Consider the following 21731-nt stretch of genomic DNA (forward strand, 5'->3'; position numbering starts at 1 on the left):
TCAACCGCCGTAGCTGCTGCGGCTGCTGCTGGTGTTGCCGAAGCCGCCACGGCTGGCGGTCACGGCACGGTTCGGGGTGGCGTTGACCGGGGCCAGGCCGGCCTTGCCGGCGCCGATGCCACTGGCGGTGTTCAGGCCGCCGCTGCCGCCCGGGGCCGGGCGCGCCCAGCCGTTGGCCTTGTCCTGGTAGGCCGGCGACGCCGCCGGAGCCTGCGCCAGGCCGGCGCCACGGTTGCTGAGCATCTGCGACATGAAGAAGCCCATCATCATCGGCCCGATGAACGAATGGCCGGTGGAGGTGGTCTGCTGCTTGCACTGCTCGGCCGGGTAATCGGCTTCGCATTCGGCGCGCGAGGCGTACTTGGGCGCCGCGTCGGCCGACTGCTTCTGCGCTTCGGCAAAGGCGGTACGGCAGCTGGAGGGGTCGCCGGTGGCTTCGGCACAGGCCTCCACCGAGGTGTAGAGCCCCTCCTGCGTCTGCACGCCTTCCTGCTTGGAGCAGGCGGTGAACAGCAGCGGTGCGGCGCTCATCAGCAGCAGTGCGGTGGTCCTGGAACGTTTCATGGCGGCGTGCCCCCTGTCAGTCATCCCCTCAATCATGCCTGATCGGGGCCAACAACCAAAACCGGCAAAGTCGAAAAGATGAACGGCGTTTCAGGATGCCGTGCCCGTTCGGTTGCAAACGCAACCGGATTTTTTCGGCAGAATCGAGTGGCAACGCGCCCCCACGGCCCGCCAGATCCTGCCAGCCCCCATGCCTGAATACCGCTCCCGTACCTCCACCGCCGGCCGCAACATGGCCGGTGCCCGCGCCCTGTGGCGCGCCACCGGCATGACCGATGCGGACTTCCACAAGCCGATCATCGCCATCGCCAATTCATTCACCCAGTTCGTGCCCGGCCATGTACACCTCAAGGACCTGGGCCAGCTGGTGGCGCGCGAGATCGAACAGGTGGGCGGGGTCGCCAAGGAGTTCAACACCATCGCGGTGGACGACGGCATCGCGATGGGCCACGACGGCATGCTCTATTCGCTGCCCAGCCGCGAGATCATCGCCGACTCGGTGGAGTACATGGTCAACGCGCACTGCGCCGACGCGCTGGTGTGCATTTCCAACTGCGACAAGATCACTCCGGGCATGCTGATGGCCGCGTTGCGGCTGAACATTCCGGTGGTGTTCGTGTCCGGCGGGCCGATGGAAGCGGGCAAGACCCGCCTGGCCGAGCACAAGCTGGACCTGGTAGACGCGATGGTGATTGCCGCCGACGCCAGTGCCTCCGACGAGAAGGTGGCCGAGTACGAGCGCAGTGCCTGCCCCACCTGCGGGTCGTGCTCGGGCATGTTCACCGCCAATTCGATGAACTGCCTGACCGAAGCGCTGGGGCTGTCCCTGCCGGGCAACGGCTCGACCCTGGCCACCCATGCCGACCGCGAGCAGCTGTTCCGCCGCGCCGGGCGGCTGGTGGTGGAGCTGTGCCATCGCTGGTACGGCGCCGAAGATGCCACCGCATTGCCGCGCGGCATCGCCACCCGCGATGCGTTCGAGAATGCGATGACGCTGGACATCGCGATGGGCGGTTCCACCAATACCATCCTGCACCTGCTGGCGGCCGCGCAGGAGGCGGAGGTGGACTTCGACCTGCATGCCATCGATGCGTTGTCACGGCGCGTGCCGCAGCTGTGCAAGGTGGCGCCGAACACGCCGAAGTACCACATGGAAGACGTGCACCGCGCCGGTGGCGTGTTCGCGATCCTGGGCTCGCTGGCGCGCGGCGGGCTGCTGCATACGCAGGTGCCGACCGTGCACAGCCGCACCCTGGCCGACGCGATTGCGCGCTGGGACGTGGCGGTGACCGACGATGCCGGCGTGCATGAATTCTTCAAGGCCGGCCCTGCCGGAATTCCCACCCAGGTGGCGTTCAGCCAGGCGACGCGCTGGCCGTCGCTGGATGTGGACCGCGCCGAGGGCTGCATCCGGGATGTCGCCAATGCGTATTCGGCCGATGGCGGGTTGGCGGTGCTGCGCGGCAATCTGGCCGAGGATGGCTGCGTGGTGAAAACCGCTGGCGTGGATGAGTCCATCCATGTGTTCGAAGGCAACGCGCGCGTGTTTGAAAGCCAGGATGCGGCCGCGCAGGGAATCCTGGCTGATGAAGTGAAGGCAGGCGACGTGGTGGTGATCCGCTACGAAGGCCCGCGCGGGGGTCCCGGCATGCAGGAGATGCTGTACCCGACCAGTTATCTGAAGTCCAAGGGCCTGGGCAAGCAGTGCGCGCTGCTCACCGATGGGCGCTTCTCCGGCGGTACCTCCGGGTTGTCGATCGGGCATGCGTCGCCGGAGGCGGCGGCGGGTGGCGCCATCGGGTTGGTGCGCGATGGTGACCGGATCCGGATCGATATTCCGGCGCGGCGGATCGATGTGTTGCTGGATGAGAGCGTGCTGGCGGCACGGCGTGCGGAGCAGGATGCGCTGGGTTGGCAGCCGCGTGAGGCGCGGCCGCGCAAGGTGACCGGCGCATTGAAGGCGTATGCGTTGTTGGCGACCAGTGCGGACAAGGGTGCGGTTCGGGATTTGAGCAAGGTGTGACACCGCGTTGACACGCATGGCGTGTCACTACGCGGTCTGAGCCATCCCGCAACCGGCGCGCCACCGCGTAGCGACACGCCATGCGTGTCCCACGCACTGCATGCACCGTCCGGTTACCCGATCACCCGCTTGAACGGCGGCAACGCATCGATGATGCGCTTGCCATATCGCCGGCTGATCAACCGCGAATCCAGGATGATCACCCGCCCGGTGTCTGTGGAGGTACGGATCAAGCGTCCGGCGAACTGGGTCAGCGTGCGCAGCGCATGCGGAATCGCAATCAGGTTGAACGCGTTCAACCCACGGCTCTCGAACCACTCGCTCAGCGTGGAGGTCTGCGGGTCGGTGGGTACCGCGAACGGCACCTGGGTGATCACCACCGTGGTGCAGGCTTCGCCCGGCAGGTCCAGGCCTTCGCCGAACGAGTTCAACCCGAACAGCACCGAGCCCTCGCCCGCCGCCGTACGCCGCAGGTGTTCGTCGATCATCTTCTGCTTGGCCGTCTCACCCTGCACCAGCACCTGCTTGCGCTGCGCGGCCGGCATCAGTTCGGCCACCTTCTCCATCTTCCAGCGCGAGGTGAACAGCACGATGCTGCCCTTGCTCCAGTCCAGTTCCTTGACCAGGTACTTGGCCACTTCCTTCGGATGGCGGTCGCGGTCGTCCGGGGTCACCGGGAAGTTCGGCACGATCAGTTCGGCCTGGTTGGGCAGGTCGAACGGCGAGGCCAGCGAGACCATTTCGGCTTCCTGCGGAATGCCGTTGTCGATCGCCAGCGCCTGGAAATCGCCGCCGCCGGTCAGCGTGGCCGAGGTCATCACCACCGAATCCACTTCGTCCCACAGCAGCTTGCGCAGCACGTTGGCGGCCGATACCGGCGAGCCATGCAGGATCAGGTCGCCATCGCGCGACAGGGTGACCCAGCGCGCGGTCGGCGGCTGGCCGTCCTTGTCCTCGCGGCGCCAGGCCGTCCACAGGTTGTGCTGCTGCTCGATCATCTCCAGCGCCATGCCCAGGGTGCGCTGCAGGCGTTCGCGCGCGGCGTCTTCGGGCTTGCCCTTGGCCACCTGCGACTGCGCGGCATGGGCCCAGTTGAACAGCGCACGGGTGTCGTCGGCCAGCGCTTCGATGTCGGCCATCCAGATGTCCGGCAGGCGCCCGTTCGGCGCGCGCCACATCGGCTCCTGCGCGGTCGGGTCGGGCTGCCAGCTGCGGTCGATGACGTCGCGGAACGCGCGCAGCTGCTTGCTGACCCGCGCGGCCACGTCGATGGCCTCGTTCGGCAGCAGGTTGCCCAGCTTGTCCTTGTCCACCGCGCGGTAGGCGGCGGCGATCAGGATCTGCAGGCGGCCGGTGCGCTTGGCCATTTCGTCCAGGGCCAGGCTGGCCGCGCCCTGGTCGATGGCCACGTTGCCGATGTGGTGGCCTTCGTCCAGCACCAGCAGCATGTCCGACGGCGGCGCGATCAACGGCTGGCCGTTGTCGCTCTCGCCAATGGACAGCGCCGACAGCAGCAGGGCGTGGTTGGTGACCACGATCTGCGCGTCGCGCACGGTGTTGCGCGCGCGCAGCACCGCGCACTGCGCCGAGTAGGCGCACTTGCGCCCGGCACAGCCCGAGGCCGGGGTGGTGATGCGCGAGCGCAGCGAAGGGCTGATGGTGTCCGGCGCGTTGTCCAGGTCGCCGTTCCAGCGCCCTTCCACGAAGTCCTTGCTCAGCTTCTGCGCCAGGTCCATTTCAATCGGCGCCAGCGGGCGGTCGAACAGCGGCTGCTCGTCCTCGAACATGCCTTCCTGGGCGCCGTCGCCATGGGCTTCAGCGGCATTGCGCGTGCACAGGTAGCGGGTGCGGCCCTTGGCCAGGGCGACGGTGGCGTCCAGCCCGGTGGCCTTGAGGAAGTTGGGGATGTCGCGCTCGACCAGCTGCGACTGCAACGCCACGGTGCCAGTGCTGATCACCAGCTTCTTTTTGGTCGCCAGCGCAATCGGCACGCCGGCGGTGAGGTAGCCCAGGCTCTTGCCGACGCCGGTGGGCGCTTCAACCACGCCCACGCCGCCGCTCTGCGACAGCGCACGCGAGACCACGCCGATCATCTGGCTCTGCGAACGCCGCGTGCTGAAGCCGGGGGTATTGGCCTGCAGCTTGGCGTAGGCATCGCGGATGACGGTCTTGAGCTCGTCGTTCAGCGCGCGCGGGGCTTCAACTTTTTCGGTCACGCCGGAGGGGTCCTGCCTGGATCAGGCGGGTATTTTCTCATGTCCGGGGGCCGGGACCGGCGCAGAGTTTTCCGCGCCGGTTCAGATCCGTGACCGGGGTCGCCCTGATCAGGGCGCCGGTGGCGCGCTGCGGTTGCGCAGGGCGCGGGTCATGGCCCAGACCAGCAGCACCATGCCCAGCGCATTGACCAGGCTGAGCGCGAAGTGGCCGCCGCGCAGCCATGCGGACAGCATCTGCACGTTGCCGTAGCTGCCCTGCTGGACCAGGTACGTGGGCACGATGTTCAGCACCAGCCCGGCCAACGTGCTGACCGCCAGCAGCGCCAACGCCCACAGCGCCACGCTGCGGATCGCGCCGCGCGGGGTGTCCACCACCCACACCAGCGAGATCCCCAGCGCGATCAGCAGCGGCAGCCGCACGGCGGCCATGCCGAGCAGGCTGAGCAGCAGGTCCAGATTCACTCGGCGCCTGCCAGCACGTGGCGGGCGCGAAGCTCGGCGTACACCGGGTCGGTCTCCGGACGCACTTCGTGCCACTGCTGGAAGCTGGTGGCGGCCTGCTCCACCAGCATCCCCAAGCCATCGACCATGTTCCGGCAGTTCATTGCGCGGGCCCAGGCCAGGAAGGCAATGGCGGCCTCGCCGTAGTTCAGGTCCACCGCCGTGGTCATGCTGTTGACCAGCGACATCGGCAACACGAAGTTGGCGGTGGGGTCGCGGCCGGCCGAGGTGGCGTTGACGATCAGCTCGAAGTCGCCAAGCTCGTGCAGGTCTTCCCAGCGCCGGGTCTTGGCGCGGCCGGGTTCGCCGATGGCGTCCACCAGTTCGTCGGCGCGCTCGGAGGTACGGTTGACCACCATCAACTCCAGGATACCGGCATCGAGCAGGGCCGGGGCCACGCTGCGTGCCGAGCCACCCGCGCCCAGCAGCAGCACGCGGCGGCCACGCAGGTCCAGCAGATGGCGCTCGGTCAGGTCGCGCACCAGGCCGACGCCGTCGGTGGTGTCGCCGTGCCAGCTGTCGCCCTTGCGCAGCAGCGTGTTGACCGAACCGGCCAGCTTGGCGCGCGAGGTGAAGGTCCTGCACAGCGCAAACGCCACTTCTTTCAGCGGCGCGGTCACGTTGGCGCCCATGCCACCGTTGGCGGCGAACGCTTCAAGCACGGCCGGGAACTCGGCGGCACTGGCTTCAATGGCCTCGTACTCCATCGCGATGCCTTCCTGGCGCGCGAACGCGGTGTGGATGTGCGGCGACAGCGAGTGGGCGATGGGCTGGCCGAATACGGCGTAACGGGCGGTCATGGGTGTCTTAAACTCCGGCCTGGATTGAAACGCAAACCCCAATGGAAGCGACTATGCGCACTCCCTTGTCTCTGCTCGCGCTGAGCCTGAGTTTACTCTTCGCACCGGGCGCGATGGCGCTTTCCGAGTTCGGCATCGAGGGCATGGGCGTGGTCTCGACCAAGGCCAATGAAGTCCAGGCCACGATCTCACCCGACGGGCAGCGGATCGTGTGGGCCAGCGACCGGGCCGGCGGCGACGGGGGCTGGGACCTGTGGCAGGCCCGCCTGCGGGATGGGCGCTGGCAGGACCCGGAGCCGCTGGCGGTGAACACCGGCGCGGACGAAACCGATCCCTATTTCAGCCATGACGGGAAAGACCTGTTTTTCGCCTCGAACCGGCCGGGTGGACGCGGGGGATTCGACCTGTACCGGCTGGCGGTGCTGGCGGACGGCGGGTTTGGTCCGGTGGCGGCGCTACCGGCGTCGATCAACACACGTGCGGACGAGCGTCGCCCTGCCCTGCGCCCGGATGGGCGGGTGCTGTTGTTCGCGCGCAATGGCAAGGGGGGCCAGGGCGGGTTTGATCTGTATCGGGCCGAGGTGGCGGGTACCGGATTTGCGGAGGCCTCGGCGTTGCCGGCGCCGCTGAACAGTGCGGCCGATGAGTTGGGTGCGGAGTGGCTGGGGAACGACGGGGCGCTGGCGCTGACCCGCGTGGCCGATGGGCATTCGCAGGTGTGGGTGGTGGGCTGCGATCATGCGCAGGCGGCGGTGCCGCTGGGGCTGTCGTTCAATACCGCCGAGGGGCAGACCGGGGCGCCGGTGGTGGATGCGTCCAAGCCCGGGGAGCTGGTGGTGGCCGGGCAGGCGCGGTCGCCGAAGGCGGGGGGGTTGGATCTTTATCGGATGCGGGCGCCGGGGGTGGTTTGCCATTGATCGCGATGGCCAGCGTCGGTAGGGTCGCATCCCAATCGACCGCCATGGATGTAGATCGATGCGGTTGGGCATGACCTCACCGGAGAGGCATCTCCGTTGAGGGTCATGCGTCCCAGCGCCGATCAATGCTGTCGGCGGTCGTTTGGGAACCGACCCTACCGGTCCTGCGAGCGTTGTTCAGGTCGCGCGCAATAACGCGGCGCGCTGCTGTTCGTACTCGGCTTCGCTGATCTCGCCGTTGTCCTTGCGCCGGTTCAATGCGGCCAGGTTGGCCTGCACGGCCGGCGACAGGTTGGCTTCACGCGCCAGGCGGGCGGCCGCCGAGGGTTGCTCCGGCGCGCGCTTGGACGCACGCACCGCGCTGCGGATGACCAGGGCGATCACCACCGCGAACACCGTTACCCCGGTGCCCCAGGTCAGCCACTGTACCCATCCCATCGTCTGCATCGTCGTCGTCCTCGATTCCTGTTGGCGCGTATTGTCAGCGTTCGCGCAGCCAACGCGCCACCTGCGGCGCGAAATAGGTCAGCACACCATCGGCACCCGCCCGCTTGAACCCGATCAGCGACTCCAGCACGCAGGCGCGCTCGTCCAGCCAGCCATTGGCGAAGGCGGCCTTCATCATCGCGTACTCGCCACTCACCTGGTACGCAAACGTCGGCACGCCGAACTGCTGCTTCACCCGGCGCACCAGGTCCAGGTAGGGCATGCCCGGCTTGACCATCACCATGTCCGCGCCCTCCTCCAGGTCCAGCGCGATTTCGCGCAGGGCCTCGTCGCCGTTGGCCGGGTCCATCTGGTAGGTCTTCTTGTCGGCCTTGCCGAGGCTGGCCGAGCTGCCCACCGCGTCGCGGAACGGACCGTAGAACGCCGAGGCGTACTTGGCCGAGTAGGCCATGATCCGCACGTTGACGTGGTTGCCGGCGTCCAGCGCGCGGCGGATCGCGCCGATGCGGCCGTCCATCATGTCCGAGGGCGAGACGATGTCCACGCCCGCTTCGGCATGCGACAGCGACTGCTTGACCAGCGCGGCCACGGTGATGTCGTTGAGCACGTAGCCCTTGTCGTCGATGATCCCGTCCTGGCCGTGGGTGGTGTACGGGTCCAGCGCCACGTCGGTCATCACCCCCAGCTCGGGGAAGCGCGACTTCAGCGCGCGGATCGCCCGCTGCGCCAGGCCGTTCTCATCCCACGCGGCGGCGGCGTCCAGCGACTTGCCAGCCGGGTCGATCACCGGGAACAGGTCGATCACCGGAATGCCCAGCTCGAGCGCTTCCTCGGCCACCTTCAACAGCTCGTCGATGGACAGGCGCTCCACGCCCGGCATCGAGGCCACCGGCGCGCGCCCGGCCAGCTCGTGCACGAACACTGGGTAGATCAGGTCGTCGGTGGTCAGCGTGTTCTCACGCATCAGCCGGCGCGAGAACTCGTCGTGGCGCATGCGGCGGGGGCGGTAGTCGGGGTGGGCCATGGGATGCTCCAGACAGGGTCGGTTACTGCAGCAGGTAGCGCTGCGGTTGCAGGGGTTCCGGCAGCGGGCGCTCGCCCAGGCTGTCGAGCAGGTCGATTTCCAGGGTACGCACCATGGCGTCCAGCGGCAGGTCGTTGGGCTCCAGCCCGAACGGCTCCTCCATTTCCTCGCCCAGCTGGTCCAGCCCGAAGAAGGCATAGGCCAGCACCGCCGACACCACCGGGGTGGCCCAGCCCAGCGAACTGGCCAGGCCGAACGGCAGCAGCACGCAGAACATCCACGCGCAGCGGTGCAGCAGCAGGGTGTAAGCGAACGGAAGGGGGGTCAGCAGGATCCGCTCGCAGCCGGCCTGGACGCTGGACAGCGCATGCAGGCGGGCTTCGAACTGGGCGAACAGGATCGAGTCGATCTCACCGGCGCGCAGCGCGGCGGTGGTTTCGGCGGCGATCATCGCCAGCAGCTGGTCCGGCATGTTCTGGCGCTGCGCGTAGCGCGCGCGGTCGGCCTCGCCCACCCACGGCAGTCCGGCCAGCGCCGCGTCCTGGCCGCGCAGGCGGGCGGCCAGGGCGTGCGCGAAGCCGATGCACAGCCGGCAGATGCGCGCGGCGCGCTGCGGCTGGCCGGCCAGCAGCGTGGTGCACAGGCGGGCCAGGCTGCGCGCTTCGAAGATGAGCTGGCCCCACAGCTTGCGCGCTTCCCACCAGCGGTCGAAGCAGGCGTTGTTGCGGAAGCTCAGGAAGATCGACAGCACCAGGCCCAGCAGGGTGAACGGTGCGACCGAAACGCGCTCGATGCCCGGCGGGTGGGCCAGCTCGGCAAAGGCGGCCACGGCGACGGCCAGCACGAAGATGGCGGCGACCTTGGGCGCGATGGCAGGCACGATGGAGCCGCGCAGGATGTACAGCAGCTGCCAGCCGTGGGGGCGGGGACGAATGATCATGGGGCGGTCATTCTACGCCCTTGGGTGCGACAACCCGGAGGGTGCGACGGGGTGTCGCAGTCAGATCACGCCGCCGCCGATGGACAGGCGGACGATGCCTACCACTACGACCACGGCGTTGAGGATCAGGCCGGTCCACGCACGGCCGCGCTTGGTCGGGTGGGTGAACAGGATGCCCAGCGCGCCGATCACCGCGCCCACCGCGGCGAACGGGATCAGGAACCAGTTGCCCCAGCCGAGCAGCGGAATCAGCGCCAGGATCATCCACAACAGTGCCAGCACGCCCCACAACAGACTGATCAATCCCATGTCCCGCTCCCCCTGCTTGAAATGCTGGCCGCAGCGTAGCGACTGGCCTGCCTGCGGCGTGTGATGGCGGCGGCAAGACCGGGATGCGGCGGACTCACCCGGTCGATGTTACCGTCTGCCAGAGTGGGGTTGGCACCGATTCAGCGGCCAGCCCGGATGATCCAGGCGCAGGCCGACCCGGCCGAACAAGGGGTGTAGCGATGAACCTTCGAATGCTTCCACTGCTGGGCGTGCTGCTGGTGATGACCGGCTGCGCCAGCTCGTCCAAGGTGATGATCGGGCAGGCCCGTGCGCCAACCGATCCGGCGCTGGTGCAGATCTATTCCACCCCGCCGCCGGGGTCGATCGAGATCGCGCAGCTGGAGTCGTCCAGCGCGGCGGGCTTTGGAACCCAGGGCCAGACCGATGCGGCGATCGCGCGGTTGAAGAAGGAAGCCGCTGCGCTGGGCGCCAACGGGGTGATCCTGATGGGCGTGGAGTCCAGCAGCTCGGGCGGCGGCCTGTCGGTGGGCGGCGGCAGCTACGGTTCGCACAGCGGTGGCGGCGTGGGCATCGGTATTCCGACCACGCAGCGTCGCGCGGCCGGCGTGGCCATCTGGGTGCCGAACCCGGCGCCGGTTGAACGCCTGCCGGCGCAGACCATCAAACCGTAATTCCCACCGGTGGTGGTGCCGGCCAGCGGCCGGCACCACGTCTCCTCAGCGGTATTTCGGAATGAACACTTCGTTGACCGCCTTGGCCAGCTGGTCCGGCGGCAACAGCCCCTGGTCCAGCAGGAAGTTGTTGAACGCCAACCGGTCGAACTTGTCGCCCAGCGCCAGCTCGGTCTGCATGCGCAGTTCCAGGATCCGGGTGTAGCCGTAGAAGTAGCTGCCGGCCTGGCCCGGCGAACGCACCATGTAGCGGTCCAGTTCCTGGGTAGCCATGGCCTGCGACAGGCCCACTTCGTCGATCAGTACGCGTTCGGCCTTCGCACGGTCGATCAGGCCCAGGTTGAGCATCGGGTCGAGCATCGCGCGGGCCGCACGCAGCAGGCGGAACTGCAGCGCGATCAGCTGCCCGTCCAGCGGTTCGTACGGGACCATTTCGGCTTCGGCATACAACGCCCAGCCTTCCACGTTGACCGAATTGAACGCGAACATCGTGCGCGCCAGCGACACGCCACGCTCCACCATCGCGGTGAACTGCAGCTCGTGGCCGGGGCGACCTTCGTGCGCGCTCAGCGTCCACGCAGCGGAGCCGAAGTTGAAGTCGTCGTACTGCGCGGCCTTGTCGCCGGCGGCCGGGTTGCCCAGCGGCAGCACGAACGTGCCCTGCTGGCCGGTGTTGCCCACCAGCGGCGCCGGCAGGAAGTGCGGTGCGGGCGAGGCGGCGCTTTCGGCCGCGGAGCCCAGGCGCATCTGCATCGGGCGCTGCGGCACGTCGACGATCTTCTGCGCGCGGATGATCGGGTCGATCGCATCGATGACGCCGCGGTAGTGGTGCTCGAGCTGGTCGTTGGCGATCTTGTCGGTCTTCAGCGCGCGGATCACCGCGACCGGATCGGTCGGGTCGGCGACCTTCAGGCCCTTGGCCTTGACCACCAGCGGCGCCAGCTGGCGCATCGCCGAACGGGTTTCCATGAACTCCAGCTGCGCACGCTGCATCAGCAGCTGCGGGTCGATGTCGATGCCCACGCGCTTGAGCTGGAACGCGTACAGCGGCTCGGGCAGGCGCGCGTCGGCGCGGGCCCTGGGCAGCACCTCTGCGCGAGTCCAGTCGCGGTACTCGCGCAGTTGGGTGGCAATCGCCTTCAGGGCCTCGTCGGCGCCGGCCACCTTGTACTTCTCGAACAGTTTCTCGATACCGGTGATGTAGGTATCCACGTTCGCCAGCGACTGTTCAACTTCGATCTTCGTCGGCTGCAGCAGGGTGGTGTCCTTGAGCCGCTCTTCATAGCGCTGGCGCGACAGCGTGGTCACGGCGGTGCTGCCCGGGGCCAGGCCGGCGTAGGCCTTCAGGCGGTCCAGCGCCTTGGCGCGGCGTTCGGCCGGTACCTGGTCGGAGAGCAGCAGGTTGATGCCGCTGAACACTACCTGCGGGGTGTCGGTCCACGGCAGCAGGTACTTTTCGTTGAGTTCGCTGCCTTCGATGTTCTCGGTGGCGGCGGCGATCATGATCGCCAGGTCCTGGCGCACGTTCGGGTCGCGCTCGGTCGCCAGCTTGGCCTGCAGTTCGCTCCGCGCCTTGGCCATCGCTTCGCGGTAGCGCTTGCCGTTGTCCGGGCCGAAATCGGCCACCTTGTCGTCGTAGCCGGGCACGCCGAAGAAGCCGGTTTCTTCCGGCTGGAACGGACCCTGCGCATCGAGCAGGATCTGCGCCAGTTCGTTGCTGCGGGTCACCCACGCGGCACTGGCCGGTGCCTTGCTGGCAACAGGAGCGGCGGCAAGGGCCGGCGGCGCACTGAGCGCGGCGGGAACGGAAAGGGCCAACGCGACGGCAAGGGCAAGCGGCTTCATGCAGGACTCCGGTGAGCGGTTCCCTGCGACCCTACGCACTCAGGCGTTACGCGGCAATCGGCCGGAGGTCATGCCCGCCGCTCAGCGGCCCCAGCGCCCGCCCGGCAACGGGCAGTGGCCCTGTTCGCGGCAGTCGCGCAGCGCGCATTCACCGGCCGCTTCGGCGTCGTCCAGGGCGGTCAGGTCGATGGCGGTGTCATTGCGGGTGATCGCGTACAGCAGTGGGTAGTCCCACGCGCCGTTTTCGCGGTGCGCTTCCAGGTACAGCTCGGCCTCGCCGCGCGGGCCGGACAGCGACACCACGTACTGGCTGGACGCGCTGCCGTTGGCGTTGCGCTGCACGCTGCCGGTGGGCAGGAACCCATCCTGGATGGGTTCGCCCAGCACCGCCACCAGTTCGATGCTGCAGCGCGCGCGGCGCATGGCTTCCTGGTACGGCTCGCTGGCGCGGCTCCAGCGCGACCATTCGACCAGCGCCAGCCAGACGATCCCCGCCACCATCAGCAGCACCGCCAGCACCGCCAGCGGCATCGCCCAGCGCCAGTGGCGTTGCCACCAGCCGGGCGGCGGCGCCCGGGTCAGTGGGGGTGGCAGGGTCATTTACGGCGTCAGGCAGCGGCCCAGGAAATCCTCGGCCAGGCGGTAGCGGTGCAGCGCATTGCTGCCGGACAAGCCGTGCTTGGCGCCCGGGTAGGTCATCAACTCGAACGGCTGGCCGCGCTTCTGCAGGGCGCTCATCAGCGAGGTGGAGTTGGTGAACAGCACGTTGTCGTCGGCCATGCCGTGGATCAGCAGCAGGCGCGAGCGCAGGCCGTCGATGTGGGCCAGCACGCGCGCCTCTTCATAGCCCTTGGCGTTGCGCGCCGGCAGGTCCATGTAGCGTTCGGTGTAGTGGCTGTCGTACAGGCCCCAGTCGGTCACAGGTGCGCCGGCCACGCCGCAGGCGTACTGGTCCGAGGCCTTGGCCAGCAGCATCAGGGTCATGTAGCCGCCGTTGGACCAGCCCTGCACGCCGATGCGCGCCGGGTCCACCCAAGGCTGCTGCTTCAGCCATTCCACGCCCCTGAGCTGGTCGGCCACTTCCACGGTGCCCTGCACGCCGTACAGCGCGCCACCGAAATCGCGGCCACGCCGCGGGGTGCCGCGATTGTCCAGCGAGAAGACCACGTAGCCCTGCTGGGCCAGGTACTGGTTGAACAGGTGGTCGCCACGGCCGGGCCAGCTGTCGGTGACGGTCTGGCTGGCCGGGCCGCCATACACGTACACCACCACCGGGTAGCGCTTGGACGGATCGAACCCGGCGGGTTTGATCAGGCTGTAGTTGAGCGGGGTGCGGCCATCGGCAGCGGTGAGCGTGCCGAAGGTGACCGGGCGCTGCGCGTCCAGGTAGCGCGCGTACGGGTGGTTGGGATCTTCCAGGTTGTTTTCCACCAACGTGGCGATCTTCTCGCCGCTGGCCCGGTGCAGCGCGATCTGCGGCGGCGTGGTGGTGTTGGACCAGCTGTCCACGTACACGCTGGCGTTGCGCGCGAAGCTGGCGGTGTGCATGCCCGGCTGCTGCGACAGGCGCTGCAGCGGGCCGCCCTGCAGCGGCACCGCGTAGATCTGGCTTTCGCGTGCGTTTTCCACGCCAGCGCGGAAGTAGACCTTGCCGGCGTCTTCGTCCACCGCCAGCAGTTCGTCCACCGGCCAGTTGCCGTGGGTCAGCGGAACGATGCTCCGGCCATCGTCGGACACGCGGTACAGGTGCTGGAAGCCACTGCGCTCGGAGGACCAGACGAAGCCGCCCTGCCGGAGGAAGTGCAGGCTGTTGTGCAGCGGCACCCAGGTCGGCGAGGTTTCGGTCACCAGCGTCTGCTGTTTGCCGCTGGCCAGGTCGGCCTGGATCAGTTCCAGGGTCTTCTGGTCGCGCGACTGGCGCTGGAAGGTCAGGCGCTGCGGGTCGCGCCAGTCGACGCGGGCCAGGTAGATGTCTTCATTGCGGCCGAGATCGACCCACTTCGGGGCGGCTTCGGCGCGCGGGGCGATCACGCCCAGCTTCACGGTGACGTTGTGGTCGCCGGCGGCCGGATAGCGCTGCTCGATCATCTCGGTGCGGTCGGCGTACATTTCATAGCGCTTCTGCACCGGCACCGGCGATTCGTCGATGCGGGCGAAGGCAATGGCCGAGTCGTCCGGCGCCCACCAGTAGCCGGTGTGGCGGTCCATTTCCTCGTCGGCCACGAATTCGGCCACGCCGTTGCCGATGGTGTCGCTGCCGTCACGGGTGAGCTGGAGCTGCTTGCCGCTGGCGAGGTCGATCACCCACAGGTTGCGGTCGCGCACGAAGCTGACGAAACCGCCCTTGGGCGAGAGCTTGGCGTCGGTGGCAAAGCCCTCGCCCTGGGTGAGCTGGCGCACGGCGGCCTTGCCCTGCTTGCCCAGGTCGTACAGGTACAGTTCGCCGCCGAGCGGGAACAGCAGGGTGCGGGCGTCCGGCGACCACTGGTAATCGACGATGCCGGTCATGGCGGCAATGCGCTGGCGTTCGCGGCGCGCCTTTTCGGCATCGCTCAGGGTTTCATCGCCGGGCAGCACCACCTTGGAGTCCACCAGCAGGCGGATCTGGCCGCTGCCGATGTCGTAGGCCCACAGGTCCAGCTGGTTGCGGTCGGCCTCCTTGCCACGCAGGAAGCTCACCCGCGAGCCGTCCGGCGCCACCTTCGGCTTCATCAGGGTCGGCCCGGACAGCGGCAGCGGCCCGGTGATGGCGTCCAGGGTCAGCTTTTCGGCGTGGGCGACGGTGGTGGTGGCGAGCATGAGGGCGAGCGAGGCAACAAGGTGGCGCATGAAAGGTTCCGGCGGCGGCAGGGCGTTCGGGGCGCAAGGCGACCCGGACACGCATCCTACCGCAGGTGGTGCCGGCCGCCGGCCGGCTCCACGCGCTGCCGGACACCCCTTGGAGCCGGCCAGCGGCCGGCACTACCGCGGTAACCGTTTCCGGTTACCGCTTGCCGAACAGGTGCTTGCGCTCTTCGTCGCTGAGCGGCTTGCCCGCGTCCGGGTTCACCTTCTGACGCAACGCATAGGCCCGCCCGGTGGCCGGCCGCGCGGCAATCGCCTCGTGCCAGCGCTTCAGGTTCGGGAACGCGGCGAAATCCGCCGGCAGCTTGTCGTAGGCGCCAATCCACGGGTAGCTGGCCATGTCGGCGATGCTGTATTCGTCCCCGGCCAGGAACGCGCTTTCAGCCAGGCGCTTGTCCATCACCCCGTGCAGGCGGCGCACTTCATTGCCATAGCGTTCGATGGCATACGGAATCTGCTCGGGCGCATACACACTGAAGTGCCCCATCTGCCCGCTCATCGGGCCCAGCCCGGCCATCTGCCAAAACAGCCATTCCAGCACCGCCACCCGGCCGCGGGTATCGGCCGGCAGGAATTTGCCGGTCTTCTCGGCCAGGTACAGCAGGATCGCGCCGGATTCGAACACGCTCTGCGGCGCGCCGCCGTCGGTGGGCTGGTGATCCACCAGCGCCGGCATCTTGTTGTTCGGCGAGATCGCCAGGAATTCCGGCTTGAACTGGTCGCCGCTGCCGATGTTCACCGATTTGATGGTGTACGGCAGGCCCAGCTCTTCCAGCAGCAGGGTGACTTTGTGGCCATTGGGGGTAGGCCAGTAATACAGATCGATCATGACAGGACCCAGCGGTTCAGGAATCTCGAGTCTAGTGCGTCAGTCGGGTTGGCAGGGTCATGAAGGCCCGGTACCCTGCGGCGTCCCCAGCAACGCAGCATTCCAGCATGAGTTCTTCCGCCAAGCCCATCAGTCCTCTGTCGTCCCTGATCTTCGCCTCTCGCTGGCTGCAGCTGCCGCTGTACCTGGGCCTGATCCTGGCGCAATGCGTTTATGTGTTCCTGTTCGGCAAGGAGCTCTGGCACCTGGTGCACAAGGCCAACGCCATGGGCGAGCAGGAGATCATGCTGCTGGTGCTGGGCCTGATCGACGTGGTGATGATCTCCAACCTCCTGGTCATGGTGATCGTGGGTGGCTACGAGACCTTCGTGTCCCGCCTGCGCCTGGAGAACCACCCGGACCAGCCGGAATGGCTGAGCCACGTCAACGCCAGCGTGCTGAAGGTGAAGCTGGCCCTGTCGATCATCGGCATCTCCTCGATCCACCTGCTCAAGACCTTCATCGGTGCGGGCAACCTGGACGGCGTGCCGCTGTGCAATACCGAGGCCTACTACGCCGCTGCAGCCGACCTGACGCTCAAGTACGGTCCGGATGCCAAGCTGATCTGCACCACCATGACCAGCGACGGCGTGATGTGGCAGACCATCATCCATGCCGCCTTCATCCTGTCGGCGATCGGCATCGCCTACACCGACAAGCTGATGGCCCACACCCCGAGCAAGTCGCTGGCCCACTGAGACCGGCCCTTGGGCGGCGGCGCGCTCCGGCGTGCCGCCCTGCCCCACCTGCCGCCCCCCAGCGGGGCGCGGGGATGCTAGATTGAGCACTTGTTGCATGGCCTGGACGCTGGGAATCGTCCAGGCCCCTCGGTCGGCCTGACCGCATCAGGCCCTACGTATCGCCGTTCTTCAAAGGGGAGTTGGATGTCGCACGTCAACACGAACGCCAAGGCGCGCCTGCTGGTGCCGCTGACCCTGGTGGTGGCTCTGGCCGCCTGCTCGGGCAAGGATGAAACCGCAACGCCAGCCGCGCCGACCGCCGCAGCACCGGCTGCCGCACCCGCCGCCACGCCGGCACCGGCACCCGCCGTGTCGGCCAAGGTCCAGTCGATGGGCACCGAGGAACTGCGCGAGCTGGCCAGCAAGGCGCTGCGCGAGAACCGCATGTACGCCCCGGCCGGCGACAACGCCATGGAGTACTACCTGGCGCTGCGCGAGAAGACCCCGGACGACGCCTCGATCAAGAGCGCGCTGACCGACCTGCAGCCGTACGTGCTCATTGCCGCCGAGCAGAGCCTGGCCCGTGAGGACTTCACCGAAGGCCAGCGCCTGGTGGCGCTGATCGAGAAGGTCGACCCCAACGCAGCCGCCCTGCCGCGCCTGAAGACCGGCATCACCAAGGGCACGGAAATCGCGCTGAAGCGGACCCAGGAAGAGACCGACAAGGTCAAAAAGGACGCCGAGAACAAGACCAAGCAGCTGGCCGAACAGCAGCGCCAGCAGCAGGCCAGCGAGGCCGAAGCGGCCAAGCAGATCGCCGCGCAGCAGGACGCCGCCCGCCGCGAAAGCGAACGCCAGGACGGTGAGCGCCAGGCTGCGGCGCGTCGTGAGACCGAACAGCGCCAGCAGGCTGCTGCTGCCGCACAGGCCGCTGCGGCCCGCGCGCCGGCCGCCGCACCGGCTGCCGCTGCCACCCTGCGCCCGATCAGCACCCCGGCGCCGCGTTACCCGGCCGACGCGCTGCGCTCGGGCACCTCGGGCGAAGTGCTGGTGGAAATCACCGTGGGCACCGACGGTTCGGTCACCAACGCCCGCGTCCTGCGCGCCACCCCGGCCCGCATCTTCGATCGCGAAGCGCTGGGCGCGGTAAAGAAGTGGAAGTTCGAGCCGGTGGCCGCACCGACCACCACCCGCCGCACGCTGGCATTCGCGCCCGGCGGTTGATCGGTAGCATTGCCGCAAAAGAAAAACCCCGGAGCGATCCGGGGTTTTTTGTTGGTCCGGTAACGTCAGCCCGAGATCGCCAACCGCTCCTGGTGGTAACGGCGTACCGCCGCGAACCACAGCAGCGCCGCCAGGCCGAAGCCGGCCGCCAGATACACGCCCCACATCTGCGCGCTGATCGGCTCGTGGCGGATGATCTTCAGCAGCATCTGGTTCTGCGCCAGGAACGGCACCGCCAGCTGCCAGAGCTCGCTCTTCACCGGGTACACCATCAGCGCATAGCCCGGCAGCATCGGCAGCAGCATCAGCCAGGTCATGTGGCTCTGCGCTTCCTTCATGCTCTTGGCCGCCGCCGAGAGGAAGGTCAGCAGCGAGGTACCGATGAACAGGATCGGCATCATCACGAACAGCATCTGCAGCATGGACAGCAGGCCCATGTTGAGCTGCCGCGCGGCCGCGCCGGTGGAGAGCTGCGCGCTGAGCTTGAACGCCGCCAGCGTCAGCAGCAGCGAGACCACGCCCACCACGCAGGCCGCCGCGATCTTGCCGCTGACGATGGCACCGCGCTTGGCCGGGGTGGCCAGCAACGGCTCCAACGACTGCCGCTCGCGCTCGCCGGCGGTGGTGTCCATCACCAGGTAGGCACCGCCCAGGAACGAGGTGATGGTGAGCAGGATCGGCAACAGCAGCGACAGCATCACCCCACGCTTGGCCTCGACCGTGGCCAGGTCCTGGGTGGCCACGTCCAGCGGACGTGCGACCTGGGCGTCGATGCCGCGCGCCAGCAGCCGCAGCGAACCAACCTGCTGGCTGTAGCCGCTGAGCGCGGCCTTCAGGCGCGCGGTCGGAATGTCGGCGTCGCGGCGCGTGCTGTCCTGCACGATCTCCACCAACGCCGGGCGTCCTTCTGCCCAGTCCTTGCCGAAGTCCGGGCTGATCCGCAGCGCGATGTCGATCTTCTGGTCGCGGATCTCAGCGGTCAGGTCCTTCGGCGGGTCCACCGCGTTGAGTCCCTGCGAGGCCAGGAAGCGCACCAGGTTGGGGGCGTTCTCGCGGCCGATGGTGGGAATGTCCAGGGGCTTGTCGATCTGGGTCTTGACCCGGCTCTCGGCCAGCTTGCCCATGCCCAGGATCAGGATCGGGTACAGCAACGGTCCCATCAGCAGGGTGAGCGCCAGGGTACGGCGGTCACGCGAGAGGTCGCGCAGTTCCTTGCGCATTACGGTCAACAACGTGGCAAACGCGCTCATGCGTGCAGTCCTTCTTCATTGCCGATGGCCTTCACGAAGGCATCTTCCAGGTTCGCTTCACCGGTCTGCGCGCGCAGTTCGTCGGCGGTGCCGGCCGCCATCACCGTGCCCTTGGCGATGACCACGATGGTGTCGCACAGCGCGGCCACCTCCTGCATGATGTGGCTGGAGAAGATCACGCAGCGGCCTTCGTCGCGCAGCTCGCGCAGGAAGCCTCGCAGGGCGCGGGTGGTCATCACGTCCAGGCCGTTGGTCGGCTCGTCCAGGATCACGTTGCGCGGGTCGTGCACCAGTGCCCGCGCGATGGCGGTCTTGGTGCGCTGCCCCTGCGAGAAACCGTCGGTCTGGCGGTCGAGGATGTCTTCCATGTCCAGCGCCTTGGAAAGCACCTTGGTGCGTTCGCGGATGTGCGCGGCGCTCATCCCGTGCAGCTCACCGAAGTAGGCGATGTTCTCGCGCGCGGTCAGCCGCTTGTACACGCCACGCGCGTCGGGCAGCACGCCGAGTCGACGACGGACTTCCACCGCCTGGGTGGAGGCGTCCAGGCCATCCACCAGCACCCGGCCCTGGTCGGGCGTCATCAGGGTGTAGAGCATGCGCATGGTGGTGGTCTTGCCGGCGCCATTCGGGCCGAGCAGGCCGGTGATGCGGCCGTCTTCGGCCTGGAAGCCGACGTTCTCCACCGCCTTGATCAGGCCGGTCTTGGTCTTGAAGGCTTTATGCAGGTTCTCGGCGACGATCATGGTTCCCATCCGTTGAACGAGGTGAAGGCCGGCACCGGCGCGAGGGTATCCAGGCAGGAGGCGTCGAGCGCCTTGGCGTCGGTAGTGTCCATGAACTGCGCCAGCAGGCGCGGCATGCAGCCAGCGCCGAGGGTGCCGTGGCCCTGCCCCTTGGCCACGATGTGGCGGCCGTTGGGCAGGTGCTTGACGACCTGTTCGGCGTAGCGCGGCGGGGTGACCGGGTCGAACTCGCCGGACAACAGCAGCACCGGCACGTCGGTGCTCAACGGTGCGGTGAAGTTCTTTGGGCGGCTGCCGACGTTCCAGACCGGGCACGCAGCGAAGAACATGCGCGCCACTTCCGGGCCGAGGATGCGGTCGCCAGCCGGTGCTTCCACATAGCGGTCGGCATCTTCGGCACAGATCACCGACCACTGCATGCCCTGGTTCAACTGCCCTGCCATGTTGCGGGTGGCGAGGCTGTTGAGCGACATCAGCGGCGCGTAGCGGCCTTGTGCGGCCTCATCCAGCACCACCGGCAGCAGCGAGGCCGACTCCGGCATGTACGAGAACATGAAGGCCAGGTTGATCACGGTATTGGAGCTGATCGGGTCACGCCGGACCGCGGCGGTGCCCGGGTCTCGATACTCGACCTCGACCGGGGCCTTGGCCAGCGTGGAGATCACGTTGCGCAGCTGGGTGTGGGTATCCACCGGGAAGCGCTTGGCGCAGGCGGCGTCCTTCTGGCACTGGGCTGACTGCAGTTCGATCGCCGACTCGAAGGTGTTGGCGAAGTCGCCGCCCACCGCCAGGTCGTTCGGTGCCACGCCGTCGATCACCACCGCACGGGTGTGCTGCGGGAAGCGCGCGGCGTACTGCTGGGCCACGCGGGTGCCGTAGGAGCCGCCGACCAGGTTGATCCTGTCCACGCCCAGCGCGGCGCGCACGGCGTCCAGGTCGCCGATGGCTTCGGTGGTGGTGTAGAAGCGGGTATCGGCACGGTCCACCAGCGCCGCTGCGCAGCGCTTGGCGTACTCGGCCATTGCCTCGGGCGTGGGAGCCGCGTTCTCGTCGAACGTCAGCGCGTTGCCGTCGGCGTCGACGCAGCTGAGCGGGTTGGACTTGCCGGTGCCACGCTGGTCGACCAGGATGATGTCGCGCTTCTTGCGGACCTCACGCAGCGACTGCTTGATGATCGCCGCCACTTCTGTGGCCGACTGGCCCGGGCCACCGGCCAGGAAGAAGACCGGGTCCTGCTTGCCTTCGCCCTCGTTCTCGGTATCGAGCAGGGCGATGTTCAGGCCGATCCTGCGGCCATCCGGCGCGGCCGGGTTCTCCGGCACTTCCAGCGTGGCGCATTCGGCTTCCACGTTGCTGCTGGCCTGGGCGCTGGTCAGGGTGCAGGGCTTGAACGTCAGTGTTCCGTACTGGCGCGCCGCCCCTTGCGGGGGCGCTTCCGGGGTGGCCTGGCAGGCAGCCAGCAGCAGCACGGCTGCGCTGGCGGCCAGGGGACGGCGGGAAAGTCGCATTTCGATCACGTCCTTGGTTGAAGGGGCTCAGCATGCCATGACGGATGGGCGGGCTGGATGTGACCGAAGTAGGTGGGTAAGTTACCGATCCCCGCCTGTGGAGGCGTCGAGCGACAGCGCGCGGCGGACATTCACCCGTGCAGAGGGCTCCATTGCCAGACCCTGTCTCCACTTTCGTCCGGGAGTTCTCTGGAAATGCTGGTCGACGCAGCACGCCTGACACCAGTGCCTTCGCCAGTACAGGCCCTACCTGAAAGTTCAGCGGGGTGACACGAAAAGCACACCTTGAAGAGCGCGTTCTACTGCCAAAGAGGGGTCCGCTTCACGCCAACCATCTCTTCTCAGCCAAGCTTTATCGCCAGCGAGAACGTCACA

20 protein-coding genes are annotated in these 21731 nt (G+C 67.9%); 5 read left to right on the plus strand and 15 right to left on the minus strand.

Annotation, left to right across the window (positions count from 1 at the left end; all coding sequences use genetic code 11):
• Entirely contained in the window at positions 1-564 is a 564-nt protein-coding gene (locus tag HGB51_RS10315; RefSeq protein WP_070208210.1) for a DUF1190 domain-containing protein, read from the minus strand.
• A gap of 190 nt (positions 565-754) precedes the next feature.
• Here HGB51_RS10315 and ilvD point away from each other — a divergent pair, with 190 nt between their 5' ends.
• Complete coding sequence (gene ilvD / locus HGB51_RS10320; protein ID WP_070208209.1) at positions 755-2587, plus strand: dihydroxy-acid dehydratase; 1833 nt, start codon at positions 755-757, stop codon at positions 2585-2587.
• Positions 2588-2700: 113 nt separating this feature from the next.
• Here ilvD and dinG read toward each other — a convergent pair whose 3' ends face one another.
• The 3 genes from dinG to aroE form a co-directional block, all read right to left on the minus strand.
• Entirely contained in the window at positions 2701-4803 is a 2103-nt protein-coding gene (dinG, locus tag HGB51_RS10325; protein WP_070209112.1) for an ATP-dependent DNA helicase DinG, read from the minus strand.
• A gap of 108 nt (positions 4804-4911) precedes the next feature.
• The gene (locus HGB51_RS10330; protein ID WP_256123632.1) at positions 4912-5265 is read right to left on the minus strand and encodes a hypothetical protein; all 354 of its coding nucleotides are present in this window, start codon (positions 5263-5265) and stop codon (positions 4912-4914) included.
• Positions 5262-6104 (minus strand): shikimate dehydrogenase, encoded by an 843-nt coding sequence (aroE, locus tag HGB51_RS10335; protein WP_070209111.1) that lies wholly within the window; start codon positions 6102-6104, stop codon positions 5262-5264. The genes HGB51_RS10330 and aroE overlap by 4 nt, the downstream gene beginning before the upstream one ends.
• A 53-nt stretch (positions 6105-6157) precedes the next feature.
• On the opposite strand from aroE, the gene HGB51_RS10340 reads away from it, so the two are divergent.
• Positions 6158-7021, plus strand: a complete 864-nt coding sequence (locus HGB51_RS10340; protein WP_070209110.1) for a TolB family protein — start codon at positions 6158-6160, stop codon at positions 7019-7021.
• 177 nt (positions 7022-7198) lie between these two features.
• Here HGB51_RS10340 and HGB51_RS10345 read toward each other — a convergent pair whose 3' ends face one another.
• The 4 genes from HGB51_RS10345 to HGB51_RS10360 are packed head-to-tail and all read right to left on the minus strand — an operon-like array spanning position 7199 to position 9741.
• Complete coding sequence (locus HGB51_RS10345; protein WP_070209109.1) at positions 7199-7468, minus strand: SHOCT domain-containing protein; 270 nt, start codon at positions 7466-7468, stop codon at positions 7199-7201.
• Between the two features lie 34 nt (positions 7469-7502).
• Entirely contained in the window at positions 7503-8492 is a 990-nt protein-coding gene (hemB, locus tag HGB51_RS10350) for a porphobilinogen synthase (protein ID WP_070209108.1), read from the minus strand.
• A 22-nt stretch (positions 8493-8514) separates the two neighbouring features.
• Positions 8515-9432: a bestrophin family protein gene (locus tag HGB51_RS10355; RefSeq protein ID WP_070209107.1), complete on the minus strand. Its 918-nt coding sequence runs from the start codon at positions 9430-9432 to the stop codon at positions 8515-8517.
• A gap of 60 nt (positions 9433-9492) precedes the next feature.
• A complete protein-coding gene (locus HGB51_RS10360) occupies positions 9493-9741 on the minus strand; it encodes a hypothetical protein (protein WP_070209106.1) in 249 nt (82 codons plus the stop codon).
• A gap of 200 nt (positions 9742-9941) precedes the next feature.
• Here HGB51_RS10360 and HGB51_RS10365 point away from each other — a divergent pair, with 200 nt between their 5' ends.
• Positions 9942-10394 carry a hypothetical protein gene (locus HGB51_RS10365; protein ID WP_070209105.1) on the plus strand — a complete coding sequence of 151 codons (453 nt, stop codon included), beginning with the start codon at positions 9942-9944 and terminating at the stop codon, positions 10392-10394.
• A gap of 45 nt (positions 10395-10439) precedes the next feature.
• Here the strand turns inward: HGB51_RS10365 and HGB51_RS10370 are convergent, their stop codons facing one another.
• The 4 genes from HGB51_RS10370 to HGB51_RS10385 form a co-directional block, all read right to left on the minus strand.
• Complete coding sequence (locus HGB51_RS10370; protein ID WP_070209104.1) at positions 10440-12239, minus strand: DUF885 domain-containing protein; 1800 nt, start codon at positions 12237-12239, stop codon at positions 10440-10442.
• An 81-nt stretch (positions 12240-12320) separates the two neighbouring features.
• Positions 12321-12839, minus strand: coding sequence for a cytochrome c oxidase assembly factor Coa1 family protein (locus HGB51_RS10375; protein WP_070209103.1), 519 nt, complete (start codon positions 12837-12839; stop codon positions 12321-12323).
• Positions 12840-15068, minus strand: a complete 2229-nt coding sequence (locus HGB51_RS10380; protein ID WP_070209102.1) for a S9 family peptidase — start codon at positions 15066-15068, stop codon at positions 12840-12842.
• A 154-nt stretch (positions 15069-15222) separates the two neighbouring features.
• Positions 15223-15912: a glutathione S-transferase N-terminal domain-containing protein gene (locus HGB51_RS10385; protein WP_070209101.1), complete on the minus strand. Its 690-nt coding sequence runs from the start codon at positions 15910-15912 to the stop codon at positions 15223-15225.
• 107 nt (positions 15913-16019) lie between these two features.
• Here HGB51_RS10385 and HGB51_RS10390 point away from each other — a divergent pair, with 107 nt between their 5' ends.
• Both HGB51_RS10390 and HGB51_RS10395 read left to right on the plus strand, forming a co-directional pair.
• Positions 16020-16649, plus strand: a complete 630-nt coding sequence (locus HGB51_RS10390) for a TIGR00645 family protein (RefSeq protein ID WP_070209100.1) — start codon at positions 16020-16022, stop codon at positions 16647-16649.
• A 186-nt stretch (positions 16650-16835) separates the two neighbouring features.
• Entirely contained in the window at positions 16836-17855 is a 1020-nt protein-coding gene (locus HGB51_RS10395; protein ID WP_070209099.1) for an energy transducer TonB, read from the plus strand.
• Positions 17856-17920: 65 nt separating this feature from the next.
• On the opposite strand, the gene HGB51_RS10400 is transcribed toward HGB51_RS10395, so the two are convergent.
• The 3 genes from HGB51_RS10400 to HGB51_RS10410 are packed head-to-tail and all read right to left on the minus strand — an operon-like array spanning position 17921 to position 21356.
• Entirely contained in the window at positions 17921-19105 is a 1185-nt protein-coding gene (locus HGB51_RS10400; protein WP_171966806.1) for an ABC transporter permease, read from the minus strand.
• Positions 19102-19848: an ABC transporter ATP-binding protein gene (locus tag HGB51_RS10405; RefSeq protein WP_070209537.1), complete on the minus strand. Its 747-nt coding sequence runs from the start codon at positions 19846-19848 to the stop codon at positions 19102-19104. Before HGB51_RS10405 ends, HGB51_RS10400 begins: the two co-directional genes overlap by 4 nt.
• Positions 19845-21356, minus strand: a complete 1512-nt coding sequence (locus HGB51_RS10410) for an alpha/beta hydrolase (RefSeq protein WP_070209538.1) — start codon at positions 21354-21356, stop codon at positions 19845-19847. Before HGB51_RS10410 ends, HGB51_RS10405 begins: the two co-directional genes overlap by 4 nt.
• Positions 21357-21731 lie beyond the last annotated feature (375 nt).

The sequence above is a fragment of the Stenotrophomonas bentonitica genome (assembly GCF_013185915.1).
Taxonomy (GTDB): Bacteria; Pseudomonadota; Gammaproteobacteria; order Xanthomonadales; family Xanthomonadaceae; genus Stenotrophomonas; species Stenotrophomonas bentonitica.

What these genes read in the sequence shown, in the direction of transcription:
- HGB51_RS10345 (WP_070209109.1), bottom strand. Translation starts at nt 7,468, where the DNA reads ATGCAGACGATGGGATGGGTACAGTGGCTGACCTGGGGCACCGGGGTA.
- HGB51_RS10315 (WP_070208210.1), bottom strand. Translation starts at nt 564, where the DNA reads ATGAAACGTTCCAGGACCACCGCACTGCTGCTGATGAGCGCCGCACCG.
- HGB51_RS10400 (WP_171966806.1), bottom strand. Translation starts at nt 19,105, where the DNA reads ATGAGCGCGTTTGCCACGTTGTTGACCGTAATGCGCAAGGAACTGCGC.
- HGB51_RS10395 (WP_070209099.1), top strand. Translation starts at nt 16,836, where the DNA reads ATGTCGCACGTCAACACGAACGCCAAGGCGCGCCTGCTGGTGCCGCTG.
- HGB51_RS10410 (WP_070209538.1), bottom strand. Translation starts at nt 21,356, where the DNA reads ATGCGACTTTCCCGCCGTCCCCTGGCCGCCAGCGCAGCCGTGCTGCTG.
- HGB51_RS10370 (WP_070209104.1), bottom strand. Translation starts at nt 12,239, where the DNA reads ATGAAGCCGCTTGCCCTTGCCGTCGCGTTGGCCCTTTCCGTTCCCGCC.
- hemB (WP_070209108.1), bottom strand. Translation starts at nt 8,492, where the DNA reads ATGGCCCACCCCGACTACCGCCCCCGCCGCATGCGCCACGACGAGTTC.
- HGB51_RS10365 (WP_070209105.1), top strand. Translation starts at nt 9,942, where the DNA reads ATGAACCTTCGAATGCTTCCACTGCTGGGCGTGCTGCTGGTGATGACC.
- HGB51_RS10385 (WP_070209101.1), bottom strand. Translation starts at nt 15,912, where the DNA reads ATGATCGATCTGTATTACTGGCCTACCCCCAATGGCCACAAAGTCACC.
- HGB51_RS10390 (WP_070209100.1), top strand. Translation starts at nt 16,020, where the DNA reads ATGAGTTCTTCCGCCAAGCCCATCAGTCCTCTGTCGTCCCTGATCTTC.
- HGB51_RS10405 (WP_070209537.1), bottom strand. Translation starts at nt 19,848, where the DNA reads ATGATCGTCGCCGAGAACCTGCATAAAGCCTTCAAGACCAAGACCGGC.
- HGB51_RS10380 (WP_070209102.1), bottom strand. Translation starts at nt 15,068, where the DNA reads ATGCGCCACCTTGTTGCCTCGCTCGCCCTCATGCTCGCCACCACCACC.
- HGB51_RS10355 (WP_070209107.1), bottom strand. Translation starts at nt 9,432, where the DNA reads ATGATCATTCGTCCCCGCCCCCACGGCTGGCAGCTGCTGTACATCCTG.
- aroE (WP_070209111.1), bottom strand. Translation starts at nt 6,104, where the DNA reads ATGACCGCCCGTTACGCCGTATTCGGCCAGCCCATCGCCCACTCGCTG.
- HGB51_RS10360 (WP_070209106.1), bottom strand. Translation starts at nt 9,741, where the DNA reads ATGGGATTGATCAGTCTGTTGTGGGGCGTGCTGGCACTGTTGTGGATG.
- HGB51_RS10340 (WP_070209110.1), top strand. Translation starts at nt 6,158, where the DNA reads ATGCGCACTCCCTTGTCTCTGCTCGCGCTGAGCCTGAGTTTACTCTTC.
- HGB51_RS10375 (WP_070209103.1), bottom strand. Translation starts at nt 12,839, where the DNA reads ATGACCCTGCCACCCCCACTGACCCGGGCGCCGCCGCCCGGCTGGTGG.
- ilvD (WP_070208209.1), top strand. Translation starts at nt 755, where the DNA reads ATGCCTGAATACCGCTCCCGTACCTCCACCGCCGGCCGCAACATGGCC.